At 71.1% G+C, this 13,342-nt stretch carries 12 protein-coding genes; 7 read left to right on the top strand and 5 right to left on the bottom strand.

Annotated elements, in window-relative coordinates:
• Nucleotides 1-168: 168 nt before the first annotated feature.
• On the bottom strand, nt 169-819 hold the full coding sequence (locus ABD259_RS17690; RefSeq protein ID WP_344164002.1) for an HAD family hydrolase: 651 nt from the start codon (nt 817-819) through the stop codon (nt 169-171).
• A gap of 185 nt (nt 820-1,004) precedes the next feature.
• Here ABD259_RS17690 and ABD259_RS17685 point away from each other — a divergent pair, with 185 nt between their 5' ends.
• Complete coding sequence (locus ABD259_RS17685; RefSeq protein WP_344163976.1) at nt 1,005-3,002, top strand: Xaa-Pro dipeptidyl-peptidase; 1,998 nt, start codon at nt 1,005-1,007, stop codon at nt 3,000-3,002.
• Between the two features lie 111 nt (nt 3,003-3,113).
• Here ABD259_RS17685 and ABD259_RS17680 read toward each other — a convergent pair whose 3' ends face one another.
• Nucleotides 3,114-3,746 (bottom strand): DUF4126 domain-containing protein, encoded by a 633-nt coding sequence (locus ABD259_RS17680; protein WP_344163973.1) that lies wholly within the window; start codon nt 3,744-3,746, stop codon nt 3,114-3,116.
• A 129-nt stretch (nt 3,747-3,875) separates the two neighbouring features.
• Entirely contained in the window at nt 3,876-4,130 is a 255-nt protein-coding gene (locus ABD259_RS17675) for a DUF2630 family protein (RefSeq protein WP_344163970.1), read from the bottom strand.
• Nucleotides 4,131-4,447: 317 nt separating this feature from the next.
• Between ABD259_RS17675 and ABD259_RS17670 the strand changes: the two genes are divergently transcribed.
• Both ABD259_RS17670 and ABD259_RS17665 read left to right on the top strand, forming a co-directional pair.
• Nucleotides 4,448-4,735, top strand: a complete 288-nt coding sequence (locus ABD259_RS17670; protein WP_026125501.1) for a metal-sensitive transcriptional regulator — start codon at nt 4,448-4,450, stop codon at nt 4,733-4,735.
• 54 nt (nt 4,736-4,789) lie between these two features.
• Nucleotides 4,790-4,996, top strand: coding sequence for a heavy-metal-associated domain-containing protein (locus ABD259_RS17665; protein ID WP_344107858.1), 207 nt, complete (start codon nt 4,790-4,792; stop codon nt 4,994-4,996).
• A 91-nt stretch (nt 4,997-5,087) separates the two neighbouring features.
• Here ABD259_RS17665 and ABD259_RS17660 read toward each other — a convergent pair whose 3' ends face one another.
• A complete protein-coding gene (locus tag ABD259_RS17660) occupies nt 5,088-6,455 on the bottom strand; it encodes an NAD(P)/FAD-dependent oxidoreductase (RefSeq protein WP_344163968.1) in 1,368 nt (455 codons plus the stop codon).
• 384 nt (nt 6,456-6,839) lie between these two features.
• Between ABD259_RS17660 and ABD259_RS17655 the strand changes: the two genes are divergently transcribed.
• A complete protein-coding gene (locus ABD259_RS17655; RefSeq protein WP_344163966.1) occupies nt 6,840-7,301 on the top strand; it encodes a hypothetical protein in 462 nt (153 codons plus the stop codon).
• 29 nt (nt 7,302-7,330) lie between these two features.
• Here ABD259_RS17655 and ABD259_RS17650 read toward each other — a convergent pair whose 3' ends face one another.
• On the bottom strand, nt 7,331-7,903 hold the full coding sequence (locus tag ABD259_RS17650) for an SACE_7040 family transcriptional regulator (RefSeq protein WP_344107864.1): 573 nt from the start codon (nt 7,901-7,903) through the stop codon (nt 7,331-7,333).
• A 153-nt stretch (nt 7,904-8,056) separates the two neighbouring features.
• On the opposite strand from ABD259_RS17650, the gene ABD259_RS17645 reads away from it, so the two are divergent.
• The 3 genes from ABD259_RS17645 (at nt 8,057) to ABD259_RS17635 (ending at nt 13,316) form a co-directional block, all read left to right on the top strand.
• Complete coding sequence (locus ABD259_RS17645; protein ID WP_425573541.1) at nt 8,057-9,667, top strand: carboxyl transferase domain-containing protein; 1,611 nt, start codon at nt 8,057-8,059, stop codon at nt 9,665-9,667.
• 143 nt (nt 9,668-9,810) lie between these two features.
• A complete protein-coding gene (locus ABD259_RS17640) occupies nt 9,811-12,156 on the top strand; it encodes an acetyl/propionyl/methylcrotonyl-CoA carboxylase subunit alpha (RefSeq protein ID WP_344163962.1) in 2,346 nt (781 codons plus the stop codon).
• Nucleotides 12,157-12,161: 5 nt separating this feature from the next.
• On the top strand, nt 12,162-13,316 hold the full coding sequence (locus ABD259_RS17635; protein ID WP_344163959.1) for an acyl-CoA dehydrogenase family protein: 1,155 nt from the start codon (nt 12,162-12,164) through the stop codon (nt 13,314-13,316).
• Nucleotides 13,317-13,342: the final 26 nt, after the last annotated feature.

Raw genomic sequence — 13,342 nt, 5'->3', positions numbered from 1 at the left:
GCGCCCTGGCCCCACATGTTCTCCAGCACCTGGCGGTGTCCCAGCGTCAAGACGCCCGGTTGGGCCACAATCCACCCCTAGCATTCAGCGACAACACAAGTTGCACTGAACACTAGAAACCACCGCGGGGATTCGGTCGATATCGCCGAGATCAACAGAGGGTGGGGGTCAGGCGCCCAGCAGTCCGACCGCCTCGACCGTGGTGGACACGACGGGGTGGCCGGTGGCCTCCAGGCGCTCGCGGTTCATCAGCCCGCTCGCGACGAGGACGGCGTTGGCTCCCGCTTCTCGGGCCGCGCGGGCGTCGTCGTCGATGTCGCCGATGAGCACCACGCTCGCCGGGTCGGCGCCCAGCTCCTCCATGTGGGCGGCGAGGTGCTCGGTCTTGGAGTCGCTTACGGTGCCGAACCGACGCCCGTCGACACGGGTGAAGTGGGGGCGCAGACCGCGTTCGGCGACCAGCTCGTTGACGTGCCGGTGGGACGCCATCGACAGCACCGATTGGGTGCCCCCGGCCGCGGCCCACTGGCGCAGCACGTCGGGCACGCCCTCGGCCAGCCCGCAAGCGGGCACCTCGGCCAGATAGTGGCGGTCGTAGATCGTGTTGACGCGTTCCCACTCCCCGTCGACGAAGGAGCGGTCCAGCAGCTCCTCGTAGCACTCCCGCAGGGGCCGCCGGAAGACCGAGCGCCAGTAGTCCAGGTCGACCTGGGGCCGCCCGAACGCGGCGCAGACCTGGTTGAGGGCCGCGAGGTTGGCGTGGTTGTCGTCGAGGAGCGTCCCGTTCCAGTCCCAGACGATGTGCTTGATTCCGGTCATCCGTTCGAACGCGTAGTGATCCACCCCTGCACTGTAGACGCTCCCGGCGCTTACATGATCCCGTCCCTCTCCGCCTGGATTCCGGCGTCTAGAGACGCAATGGAGACCCCAGGGTTGTCGACCGGTGACCGAACTCCGGTGGGATGACGCCACCCCCGCTCCCCTCCCCAACCGAGGAACAGCGCATGCGACACCCCCACCGCATCACCGCCCGCGTCGGCTCCGTGGTCACCGCCACAGCGGTCGTCTCCGGGCTCGTGACCGCACCAGGCCTGGCCGACACCCCCACCCCGCTGGTCGAGAACGGCCGCACCCAGCCGGTCTTCGACTACGCCGACGCCGTCTACCACGAGGTCGATATCGAGACCGAGGCGGACAGCGACGGCGACGGCGCCCCCGACACCGTCCGAATGCGCATCATGCGGCCCAAGGAGTCCGACGACGGGCTGCGCGTGCCCACGATCATCGAACCCAGCCCGTACTGGTCCGAGCTCAACGACGCCGAAATGTACGACGTGGATCTCGACGACGAGGACGCCGGTACCGTCCCGCGCAGCGGAGGCGGTAACCGGTCGGGCGGACTGGCGGGCACGGACGCTCCCGCCGACCCCGAGGAACTGCGAAGATCCGCGGCCGGGGGCCCCGCCGCCAGCATGTCCAACTACTACGACAACTACTTCCTGCCGCGCGGATACGCCGTCGCGCAGCTGGACAGCCTGGGCACCGGGGGCTCCACCGGCTGCCCCACGTCGGGCGCGCACAACGAGACGCTGGGGGTCAAGGCCGCTGTCGACTGGCTGAACGGCCGCGCCACCGGCCGCGACGCGGAGGGCAACGAGGTCACCGCCGCGGCCTGGTCCACCGGCGACGCGGCCATGACCGGCATCTCCTACAACGGGACCCTGCCCGTGGCCGCCGCCACGACCGGCGTGGAGGGGCTGAAGACGATCGTCCCGCAGGGCGCCATCTCCTCCTGGTACGACTACTACCGGGAGAACGGCGGCGTCGTCGCGCCCGGCGGATACCAGGGCGAGGACACCGACGTCCTGGCCAAACTCGTCTACACCCGCGAGGACCGCGAGATCTGCGGCGCGGTGCTGGACTCGATCACCCAGGACCAGGACCGCCGCAGCGGGGACTACAACGCGTTCTGGGACGAGCGGAACTACCGCAACGACGTGGGGGACATCTCCGCGAGCGTGTTCCTGGCGCACGGCCTCAACGACTGGAACGTCAAAACCGACCAGGCCCTGCGGATGTGGCGGGAGCTCGGCGAGCACGGCGTACCGCGCAAGATGTGGCTGTACCAGGGCGGCCACATCAACCCGATGAACCTGCGCATGGAGGAGTGGTTGGACCAGCTGCACCGCTGGTTCGACTACTGGCTCTACGACCTGGACAACGGCATCATGGACGAGCCAGCGGTCGACATCGAGAACGCCGACCTGAGCTGGTCCGCACAGGACGATTGGCCGGCCGCCGGGACCGCTCCGCTGCGGCTGCACATGAACGCCGCCACCGAGGGGGCGCGAGGCGCGACGGGCACCCTGGAGCGCGTCCCCGAGCGTGGCCGGGGACAGGAGGAGTCGTTTACCGACGCCGGGCGCACCGTTACCGCCGACACGCTGGCCACCGACCCCGAGGCCGCGGGCGAGAACGCGCTCGTCTACGTCTCCGACGAGCTCGACGAGGACGTCCGGGTCAACGGGTTTCCCAAGGTCTCGGTGCGCGCCGCGATGGACGGCGCCTCCCCGTACCTGACCGCGCTGCTGGTGGACTACGGTACCGACACCCGGGCGACCGGCGCGGTCCGCTATGACCGCGCCGCGCGGGTCTGCTACGGCGAGGGCATACCGGAGGATCCGGGGTGCACCTACCGGAGCCGCCACAAGACCGAGACGCGTGACTACAAGATCGTTACGCGCGGCATCCTGGACGCCCGCAACCGCCTCTCCGACGAGCGGCAGCTGCCGGTCGTCAGCGGCACGATGTACCGGTACTCGTGGGAGATGCAGGCCCAGGACTACGTGTTCAAGGCCGGGCACCGGATCGGCGTCGTGGTGATCTCGACCGACTACGACTACTCGCTGCGCTACCCGTCGGGGACCGAGGTGACCCTGGACACGAAGGCGTCGACGGTCACTCTGCCCGTTTCCGAGGGCCGCGACGGCTATCGAGGTTGACCGCGCCGGCGGCGGGCGGGGGCCGGGGGAGCTCTCTCCGGGCCCCGCCCGCCGCCATCCGGTGCCGTCGGCCGTGCGCAGGTCCGGGTCGCGCCCTTTCGCGGTCCCGCCTCACACCCCGCCGGTCGGATCGGGGTCCGTATCCGCCGCGGGCCCGGCTTTCACCGCGGCCGCCCCGCGGCGGCGTCGGCGCCACAGGAGCACACCGCCCGCGACCGTCAGCGGCAGCAGCACCAGGAGTAGGATCGGCACGAGGATGGCCAGGACCGACATCACGGCGCTGCAGATGTCCTCGATGGTGCTGATGACCGGCCCGCCGGTGCCCAAGGTGACGGTGTTGAGCACCGGCCGCGCGAGCGCCTTGAGGCCGTGGAAGACCAGCGCGATGACGACGCCGGAAAGGATCGGCCACCATGAGCCGTCACCGGTGCTGGCGGACGCGATGTCGGCGGTGTCGACCGCGGCGGCGCCCGCGCCGAACGTCAGCCCGCCCGATGTCGGCCGGACGAACGTCTGCACGACGTCGTTGACGCTGTCGACCGCGGGGATCTTGTCGGCGACGAGTTCCAGGGCCAGCAGGACGCCGAGCAGGACCAGGACCGCCGGGTGTTCGAGCCACTGCCAGCCGGGGCCGAGGGTGAGGAGCTCGGTGTAGCGGGCGATGAGCCCGACCGCCAGCAGCGGTATGTAGGCGTTCAATCCGGCCGCCGACGCCAGGCCGGCTCCGGTCAGCAACTCCAGCATGCGCTCTCTCCCCGCTCGTCTCCGCCCTCGCGTGCCAGGCACACACGAGGAGAGACGCACCGGCCCGGCCGCTGGTTCCGGAACGGGCCCCGCTGGCGGGGCGGGCATGCGCGGTCGGCTACGGGTCGCCTACTTGCGGAACCGCCGGGCCTCGTCGGCCAGGCGGGGGTGGGCCGCGTCGGGGTCCTGGCCGAACTCCCGCAGGGCCCGGCGCCGCCGCAGCAGGTCCCAGCACTGGTCGAGCGACGCTTCGAGCTCGCGCATCCGGCTGCGCTCCTGGGGCGTCAGCCGGTGCTCGTTCTGCTCGCGGAGGTCGCGTTCCTCGGTGACCAGGGCGTCGATCTGGCGCAGGATCTCGCTCTCCCCACCCGTGGCATCGTTCATGCGTCCTATGGTCGGCCAGTCCCACCCCTGCGGCAAGGGCCCAGCTGCGTGTCCGCGCAGCTCAGTGCCGGTCGGGGCGAACCATGCGGCTCAGTGGCCCGCGTTCCGAGCGGGCGGCGAACGCCCCGATTCCACCCGAGAGATCCATAAAAGCACCGATACTTCTGGGAGTATGCCGACGCGGGCTCCCCTCGGGCTCCGCCGCGGAGGACGGGCGCGGGGCTCCGCTGGGGCGCACAGCGGGAACAGCAGCGGCCAAAAATACCTTCAGGGGGTATATGATGACCGATGGAAAGCAAGATCAGGGGAGCACCGCCATGGCGACCTACGGCTATCACGACAACAAGCAGAGCCATCTCAACCGACTGCGCCGCATCGAGGGCCAGGTCCGGGGTCTCCAGCGTATGGTCGAGGACGATGCCTACTGCATCGACATCCTCACGCAGACCTCCGCGGTGAACAAGGCGCTGCGTTCGTTCGCCCTGTCCATGCTGGACGAACACCTCAAGCACTGCGTTGCCCACGCCGTGGCCAACGGTGGCGAGGAAGCCGAGATCAAGGTGCGGGAGGCCTCGGACGCCGTCGCGCGTCTGGTCCGTTCCTGACCGCGGGCCGCCGGGCTCTCCCATTCCACCGAAACGAGAATCGAGGACGCTCTTATGGCCGCCACCACGATCACCGTCAGCGGAATGACGTGCGGGCACTGCGAGAAGGCCGTCAAGGAGGAGATCACCGCCCTCCCCGGTGTGACCTCTGTGCACGTGGACCTGGAGAGCGGACGCGTCTCCATCGAGAGCGAGGCACCGCTCACCGACGCGCAGCTGGCGTCGGCGATCGACGAGGCCGGCTACGAGATCGTCAGCTGACCGGCTGGCACTGACGGAACAGCCCCATCGGCGGAACCGACCGCGCCCAGCGGACCGGCCGGACCCGCCGCGGTGGCCGGAGCGCCCTGCCTCACGCCCCGGCCACGGGGATGTCGAGGAGCCGCGCGCTCTCCTTCCGCGCCGCTTCGGGGGCCAGGTAGTGGTCGGCGACCTGGTCGACGAAGGTCGAGGGCACGCCGTGGGCGAAGCCGAGCCGGGACACCTCGCCGCCGAGCATGGCGCGGATCATCCAGTTGGCGGCCACCCGCGCCCGAGCCGGGGCGGAGGGGACCGCCCACAGGTGGTAAGCGCGGGTCACCGCGAAGGCCGGCAGACCGGAGAGGTCGATGCCGAACGGCCGTGCGACGGCGTCCTTCCCGCTGAGGTCGACCACCAGCCCCATGTCCTCGTGCACGAACGGGCGCAGCGGACGGTCGAGCAGTGAAGAGATCACATTCTCGGCGGCGACGACGCCCTGGCGCTGCGCGTACTGGGCGGTGGGCGGGCAGAGCGCGGTCTCCTCGGGCGAGTCCAGGTTGGGAATCGCGGCGGCGTCGCCGATGGCGAAGACATGGGGCTCGTCGGCCGTGGCGAGGTGAGAACCGACCACCAGCTTCCCGCGATCGGTGGGGGTGCCGACGGAGGCCATGAGCGGGCTCGGCGCGGTACCGGCCGTCCAGATGAGGGTGCGGCACGGCAGCACCCGGCCGTCGGTGAGGGTCACCTTGTTCTCCGTCACGTTGCGGACGGACACCTCCAGCGTGACCTCGATGTCGAGGTTTCGGAGCAGGTCCAGCGTCTCCTCGCCCAGCTTGACGCCCAGTTCGGGGAGGAGGCGAGGAGCGATGTCGACGAGGTGCCAGTGGATAGCGGACCGCAGGTCGGGGTAGCGCAACGCGGCCTCGTCGGTGAGGCGGCGCAGGGAGGCGGCGGTCTCCACGCCGGTATAGCCGCCGCCGACCACGATGAAGCGGCAGCGCTCCTCGCGCTCCGCCGGGTCCCTGCTGGCGTTGGCGAGTTCCAGTTGGGCGAGCACGTGGTCGCGCAGGACGACCGCCTCGGCGAGGTTCTTGTTGCCGAACCCGTGCTGGGACAGGCCCGGGATGTCGAAGACCCGCGTGAGGCTCCCCGGCGCGAGGATGAGCCGGTCGTAGCGCTCGTAGGTGAGCTCGTCGGAGATCTTCTTGATGAGGACGACCTGGTCGGTGGTGTCGACGCCGATCGCCGTTCCGGGCACGATGCGGGTCCGGCGCAGCATCCGGTGCAGGGACACCGCGATCGACTGCGGCGTGAGGAGCCCCGAAGCCACCTGCGGCAGCAGCGGGCTGTAGAGCATGTAGTCGTTGGGTGCGATGAGCACGATCTCGGCCATGCCCTTGGGAATCCGCCGTTCCAGTCGACGGAGGGCGTGCAGCCCCGCGAATCCGGCACCGATCACCACGATGCGAGGTCGTGCCATGGTCGATTCCCCCTATCGATCGGCCCGGCACCGCCCCGAAGGCCGTGGTCGCGTCGCCCTCGTGCGGTTAGCGCCGATGCGGTCGCCTCCGGGGTGCGCGCTGCCGGGCGATGGTGACCTCTGTGGTCAGGGCTGCCCGTACCCCCTCAGGTCAAACGTAGATCGCGGTGGGCCGGTCATCGCGGCGGACGCGCCGGTGGGACGCGCCTTTTGGACCAGGATCGCTTTTCGTGCGAAACCCATTTTCGAGTTTCACCCACCGACAAACGAGCACATAGGCACATAGGGTGAACATTTCGTTACCCACCGATATCGGTGACGAGGCGCGCCGCTACCGCCGACGCGGTCAGCGCCGCGGCCTCCGCGCACCGGGGAGGGGATGACATGCGTGGTGTCAGCACGAGCGCGGCCATCGCGATCACGACCGGAGTTCTGTTCGCGGCGAGCGCGGGGAGCGCGGCCCGGTCCCCCGCGGAAACCGCCGCCCAAGGGCCGATCGAGGACCTGTTCGCGGTCCTCTCGGCCGTCGATACCGTGTGCCAGCAGGCGGAGGGGCTGCCGGACGTTCCCGACGCGGTTCCTCCCGACATGGACCCCGACGTGGATCTTCCCGACACGGACATCCGGGGTGCTGAGGCTCCCGGCGTCGACCTGCCGTCTCCGGATATCCGAAGCTCCCAGCCCCCGGACGACCTCACCGCGCCCGTCCAGGAATTGTGCGCCGCGTTTGAGGACCTCTCCATCGAAGAGCTGGAGAGCCTCTTGAACACCATTCCCGACCTGCCCACCGACGGGCTCCCAGAGGCACCGACGGACGACCTTCCGGAGCTTCCTGGGCTGGAATAGGCACGGGGGCGAACGTCGCGCCGCTCGCGTCAGGCCTCGGCGAGCAGCGCGGCGGTCCCCATGCCCAGCAGCAACTCGGTCATCCGCTCCTCCGGCAGCTCGCCAGCGCTGTGCGGCGTGGAGTTGAGCAGCCCGAACGTGGCGTGCACGGCGGCGCGCAGCACGGCGGGCGGGGTGGCGGGCCGCAGCAGGGCGAGCACGCCGACCCACTCCTCCACGTAGCCGCGCTGGAGCCGCCGGACGCGGCGGCGGTCGGGGTGGGGGACATTGTCCAGTTCGCGGTCGTGCACCGTGATGAGGGCGGGCTCGCCCAAAGCGAAGGCGATGTGCCCGCGCAGCAGCGCGTCCAGCGCTTCGCGCGGGCCTGAGGCGGAGGCGACGCGCTCGCGGCCGTCGGCGGCCAGCCGCTCGCTGATGTCCAGCAGCATCGCGGCCAGCAGCGCCTCCTTGCCCGGGAAGTGCCGGTAGAGGGCGGGGCCGCTGGTGCCGACGGCCCGCCCGAGGTCGTCGATGGACACGCCGTGGAAGCCGCGCGCGGCGAACAGGTCGGCGGCGGCGTGCAGGATCTCGGCACGGCGTGTCCCCGCGGTCCGGTTCACCATGGTCGCCTCTCCCCCAGCTCGGTGCCGGCCGACCCGTCGCGCCCTGACCGGTTCGATGTGACCCTGGACACCGAGGTTAACGATCACTAACATCGGCCATGTTAGCGACCATTAACACCTCAGGCCAGAGGGGACTCGATGAGCAGGGCACCCGTGCTCACCTCGGCAATCGACACCAACAGCGCGGCCTACGCCGCCAACGCCGAGGCCAACCGCTCCCTCGCCACCGAATTGCGCGAGCGGATCGCCGCCGCCGCGCTCGGCGGCCCGGAGAAGACGAGGATCCGGCACGTCGAGCGGGGCAAGCTGCTGCCGCGCGACCGGGTCGACGCGCTGCTCGACCCGGGCTCCCCCTTCCTCGAACTCTCGCCGCTGGCCGCCTACGGCCTTTATGGCGACGATGGGCAGGACGCGCCCGCGGCGGGTCTGATCACCGGGGTCGGCCGGGTTGCCGGGCGCGAGGTCGTGGTGGTGGCCAATGACGCCACGGTCAAGGGCGGCAGCTACTACCCGATGACCGTCAAGAAGCACCTGCGCGCCCAGGAGGTCGCGCTGCACAACCGCCTGCCGTGCGTCTACCTCGCCGACTCCGGCGGGGCGTTCCTGCCGATGCAGGACGACGTCTTCCCGGACCGGGAGCACTTCGGGCGCATCTTCTACAACCAGGCGACCATGTCGCAGTTGGGCATCCCGCAGATCGCGGCGGTACTCGGGTCGTGCACCGCCGGGGGCGCCTACGTTCCTGCGATGAGCGACGAGGCGGTGATCGTGCGCGAGCAGGGCACCATCTTCCTCGGCGGTCCGCCACTGGTGAAGGCGGCGACGGGCGAGGTCGTCACCGCTGAGGAGCTGGGCGGCGGCGACGTGCACTCGCGGACCTCCGGCGTCACCGACCACCTGGCCGAGGACGACGCACACGCGCTGGACACCGTGCGGCAGATCGCCGCGACCTTCGGCCCGCGCCACGAACCCGCGTGGGAGCGGCGCGAGACGCGCCCGCCGGCGCTCGACCCCGAGGAGCTGTACGGGGTCATCCCCGGCGACACGCGCACGCCCTACGACGTCCGCGAGGTGATCGGGCGCGTCGTGGACGCGAGCGAGTTCACCGAGTTCAAGGCCGAGTACGGGACCACGCTGGTCACCGGCTTCGCACACATCCACGGCCACCCGGTGGGAATCATCGCCAACAACGGCATTCTGTTCAGCGAGTCGGCGATGAAGGGCGCGCATTTCATCGAGCTGTGCGACCGGCGCCAGATCCCACTGGTGTTCCTGCAGAACATCTCCGGGTTCATGGTGGGCCGCGACTACGAGGCCGGCGGTATCGCCAAGCACGGGGCGAAGATGGTCACCGCCGTCGCCTGCGCGCGGGTCCCGAAGTTCACCGTCGTCATCGGCGGGTCGTTCGGCGCCGGAAACTACAGCATGTGCGGTCGGGCGTATTCGCCGCGGTTCCTGTGGATGTGGCCGAACGCGCGGATCTCGGTGATGGGCGGCGAGCAGGCGGCGTCGGTGCTGGCCACCGTCCGGCGCGACCAGCTTGAGGCGCGGGGCGAGGAGTGGTCGGCGGAGGCGGAGGAGAGCTTCAAGGCGCCCATCCGCGAGCAGTACGAACACCAGGGCAGCCCCTACTACTCGACGGCGCGGCTGTGGGACGACGGCGTGATCGACCCGGTGGACACCCGCACGGTGCTCGGACTGGCGCTGTCGGCGGCCCGGCACACGCCGCTGGAGCCGGTCGGCTACGGCGTATTCCGGATGTGAGGTCGCAGGTGGCGGAATCAACGGGAGCACCTGGGGCGACGGCCGGGGCCGCGGAGACCTCAGGCAGATCAGGAACCGCAGGGAGAAGAGCGACCGCAGGGAGAGCTGGGGCGGCAGTGTCAGCGGAGGCGACGGAGTCGAGGATGACGAACACCCGCGCGGCGATGACCGCCGTTCCAACGGTGCTGGTGGCCAACCGCGGCGAGATCGCGGTGCGTATCATGCGCACGCTGCGGCGGCTGGGGATGCGGTCGGTGGCGGTGTACAGCGACGGCGACCCGGACGCGCGCCACGTGCGCGCCGCCGACGTGGCGGTGCGGGTGGGCGGCGCGAGCCTGTCCGACAGCTACCTGAACGGGACCGCCATCATCGACGCCGCCCTGGCGACCGGCGCGACCATGGTCCACCCCGGGTACGGGTTCTTGTCGGAGAACGCGGGCTTCGCGCGGGCGTGCGGCAAGGCCGGGCTCATCTTCGTCGGCCCGCCGCCGGAGGCCATCGAGGCGATGGGCGACAAGATCCAGGCGAAGGCCACGGTGGCGGCGGCCGGAGTGCCGCTGCTGCCAGGGTTCGCGGAGGAGGCCGGGCGCCCGCTGCCGGACGCGGAGCTGGAGCGGGCCGCGGCGGAGGTCGGGTACCCGCTGTTGATCAAGCCCTCGGCCGGTGGCGGCGGCAAGGGGATGCGGCTGGTACGCGAGGCCGGTGAGCTGGCCGGGGCCGCGGCGGCGGCCCGGCGCGAGGCGGCCGCGGCCTTCGGCGACGCGACGCTGCTGGTGGAGCGGTTAGTAGAGCGGCCACGGCACATCGAGGTGCAGGTACTGGCCGACGGGCACGGCAACGTGGTGCACCTCGGCGAACGCGAGTGCAGCCTGCAGCGGCGGCACCAGAAGATCGTGGAGGAGGCGCCGTCGCCGCTGCTGACGGAGGAGCAGCGGGCGGCGATGGGTGCGGCGGCGGTGGCCGCGGCCCAGGCGTGCGGGTATGTGGGAGCGGGCACCGTGGAGTTCATCGTCCAGGGGCCCGGTGGCGCCGCGGAGTCCGGGGCCGTGCAGGAGGCCGGTGCCGTGAGGGCGCGCGGGCACGACGGGGCGGAGGTTCCGGGGGAACCCCTTACTTCAAGTGAAGCCGACGCGGCACCCGCCCGGCCAACGGCAGACGCCGACCTGGGGACAACCCGCGACCTCGACTACTCCTTCCTGGAGATGAACACCCGCCTCCAGGTCGAACACCCCGTCACCGAAGCCGTCACCACCATCGGCGGCCACCGCGGCGTCGACCTCGTCGAGCTGCAGCTGCGCGTCGCCCTCGGCGAGCCCCTCCCCTTCTCCCAGGCCGACATCGGCATGTCCGGCCACGCTGTTGAGTCCCGCGTCTACGCCGAGGACCCCGCCCTCGACTTCCTGCCCACCGGCGGACGGGTCCTGCTCCTCTCCGAGCCCGAAGGCGAGGCCACCCGCGTCGACTCCGGCCTGGACGACCACGCCGAGATCACCTCGGCCTACGACCCCATGCTGGCCAAGGTCATCACCTGGGCCCCGGACCGCCCCTCCGCGCTGGACCGGATGGACGCCGCGCTCGCCCGCTACACCCTCCTCGGCTGCGGCACCAACGTCGCGTTCCTGCGCCGCCTCCTGCGCCACCCCGACGTCGCGGCCGGGAACCTCAGCACCGACCTCACCGAGCGCATCCGGCCCGACCTCATCCCTGAGGCCGACGACGCCGTCCCCATCGAGCTCTACGCGGCCGCCGCCCTGGACCACCAGCTCCGGTTGGAACCGACCGACCCGCGCACCGACCGCTTCGACGTCCCCGACGGCTGGCGCGTCGGCGGCCCCGCCTGGACCACCTGGCGCCTGCGCGCTCCCCGCCACGAAGCGGTCATGGTGCTGGTCCGGCGCACCACCGCCCCCGACGCGCCCCGCTCCCCCGGTGCGCCCATCGGCTACGAGGTCCGCGTGGGCGACACCGAGCCGCTTCCGGCGCGCGCGTCGCGATCTCCGGACGGCAGCTCCCTGACCGTCGACTACGGCGGCCGCACCGTGCGCTACGCCCGCGCCGCCGACGGTGCCGACCTGTGGCTCGGCCGCGAGGGCTCGGCGTGGCAGATCCACGAGGAGCGCGCGTTCGCGACCAAGCGCGAGGCCGATTCCGGCGGCGACGGCGCGCTCCGCAGCCCGATGCCGGGCACGGTGCTGTCCGTCCCGGTCGAGCGGGGAGAGCGGGTCACCGCGGGGACCCCGGTCGTCGTGGTCGAGGCGATGAAGATGGAGCACGCGGTCACCGCCCCCATCGACGGCGTCGTCACGCGGCTGGAGGTCGCGCCCGGGCGCCCCGTGGCCATGGACATGCTTCTGGCCGTCATCTCCGCGGACGACAGCGTGCCGAGCGCCGAGCCACCAGCCGATCCACCGGCGGCACCGCACCCGCCGTCCGCCACCGCACCCACCGAACCGGCGCGACCCGCCGATTCCGTCGCCCCCAAGGAGTGACCGACATGACCCACCGACTCTCCGAAGAGCACGAGGAGCTGCGCCGAACCGTCGAGGCGTTCGCCCGCGACGAGGTCGCGCCGGTCATCGGCGACTTCTACGAGCGCGGTGCCTTCCCCTACGACATCATCGCCAAGATGGGCCGGATGGGCCTGTTCGGTCTCCCGTTCCCCGAGGAGTTCGGCGGCATGGGCGGCGACTACTTCGCGCTCTGCCTGGCCCTGGAGGAACTCGCGCGGGTCGACTCCTCAGTCGCCATCACCCTGGAGGCCGGGGTGTCCCTCGGCGCGATGCCGATCTTCCGCTTCGGCAGCGAGGAGCAGAAGAAGACCTGGCTGCCCCGGCTCTGCTCGGGCGAGGCGCTCGGCGCGTTCGGGCTCACCGAACCCGGCGGCGGCTCCGACGCGGGGGCCACCCGCACCACCGCCCGCCTCGACAACGGGGAGTGGGTGATCAACGGGACGAAGTCGTTCATCACCAACTCCGGCACCGACATCACCGCACTCGTCACCGTCACGGCCATCACCGGCGAGCGTCCGGACGGCCGCCCCGAGATCTCCGCGATCCTCGTGCCCTCCGGCACCCCGGGGTTCTCCGTGGGCCAGCACTACTCCAAGGTGGGGTGGAACGCCTCCGACACCAACGAGCTCGTCTTCGACGACTGCCGGGTGCCCGAGGCTAACCTGGTGGGCGAGCGCGGCCGCGGCTACGCCCAGTTCCTGCGCATCCTGGACGAGGGGCGGATCGCCATCGCCGCTCTGTCGGTGGGCCTGGCCCAGGGCTGCGTGGACGAGAGCCTGCGCTACGCGGCCGAGCGAGAGGCGTTCGGCCAGCACATCGGGCAGTACCAGGCCATCCAGTTCAAGATCGCCGACATGGAGACCCGTGCCCACACCGCCCGCCTGGCCTACTACGATGCGGCGGCGCGCATGCTCGCGGGCGAGCCGTTCAAGAAGGAGGCCGCCATCGCCAAGCTGGTGGCGTCCAACGCCGCCATGGACAACTCGCGTGACGCGACGCAGGTCTTCGGCGGCTACGGCTTCATGAACGAGTACCCGGTGGGCCGGTTCTACCGGGACGCCAAGATCCTGGAGATCGGCGAGGGCACCAGCGAGGTGCAGAAGATGCTCATCGCCCGCGAACTGGGCCTCCCGGCCTGACGCCCCGCCGCCGCGCGTGCCGCGAC

This window comes from Nocardiopsis rhodophaea, assembly GCF_039530945.1.
In the GTDB taxonomy this organism is placed as follows: domain Bacteria; phylum Actinomycetota; class Actinomycetes; order Streptosporangiales; family Streptosporangiaceae; genus Nocardiopsis_C; species Nocardiopsis_C rhodophaea.
This window is presented reverse-complemented; position numbering and strand designations above follow the sequence as displayed.

What these genes read in the sequence shown, in the direction of transcription:
- ABD259_RS17675 (WP_344163970.1), bottom strand. Translation starts at nt 4,130, where the DNA reads ATGAACGATGCCACGGGTGGGGAGAGCGAGATCCTGCGCCAGATCGAC.
- ABD259_RS17685 (WP_344163976.1), top strand. Translation starts at nt 1,005, where the DNA reads ATGCGACACCCCCACCGCATCACCGCCCGCGTCGGCTCCGTGGTCACC.
- ABD259_RS17640 (WP_344163962.1), top strand. Translation starts at nt 9,811, where the DNA reads ATGACGAACACCCGCGCGGCGATGACCGCCGTTCCAACGGTGCTGGTG.
- ABD259_RS17660 (WP_344163968.1), bottom strand. Translation starts at nt 6,455, where the DNA reads ATGGCACGACCTCGCATCGTGGTGATCGGTGCCGGATTCGCGGGGCTG.
- ABD259_RS17670 (WP_026125501.1), top strand. Translation starts at nt 4,448, where the DNA reads ATGGCGACCTACGGCTATCACGACAACAAGCAGAGCCATCTCAACCGA.
- ABD259_RS17650 (WP_344107864.1), bottom strand. Translation starts at nt 7,903, where the DNA reads ATGGTGAACCGGACCGCGGGGACACGCCGTGCCGAGATCCTGCACGCC.
- ABD259_RS17690 (WP_344164002.1), bottom strand. Translation starts at nt 819, where the DNA reads ATGACCGGAATCAAGCACATCGTCTGGGACTGGAACGGGACGCTCCTC.
- ABD259_RS17635 (WP_344163959.1), top strand. Translation starts at nt 12,162, where the DNA reads ATGACCCACCGACTCTCCGAAGAGCACGAGGAGCTGCGCCGAACCGTC.
- ABD259_RS17680 (WP_344163973.1), bottom strand. Translation starts at nt 3,746, where the DNA reads ATGCTGGAGTTGCTGACCGGAGCCGGCCTGGCGTCGGCGGCCGGATTG.
- ABD259_RS17665 (WP_344107858.1), top strand. Translation starts at nt 4,790, where the DNA reads ATGGCCGCCACCACGATCACCGTCAGCGGAATGACGTGCGGGCACTGC.
- ABD259_RS17655 (WP_344163966.1), top strand. Translation starts at nt 6,840, where the DNA reads ATGCGTGGTGTCAGCACGAGCGCGGCCATCGCGATCACGACCGGAGTT.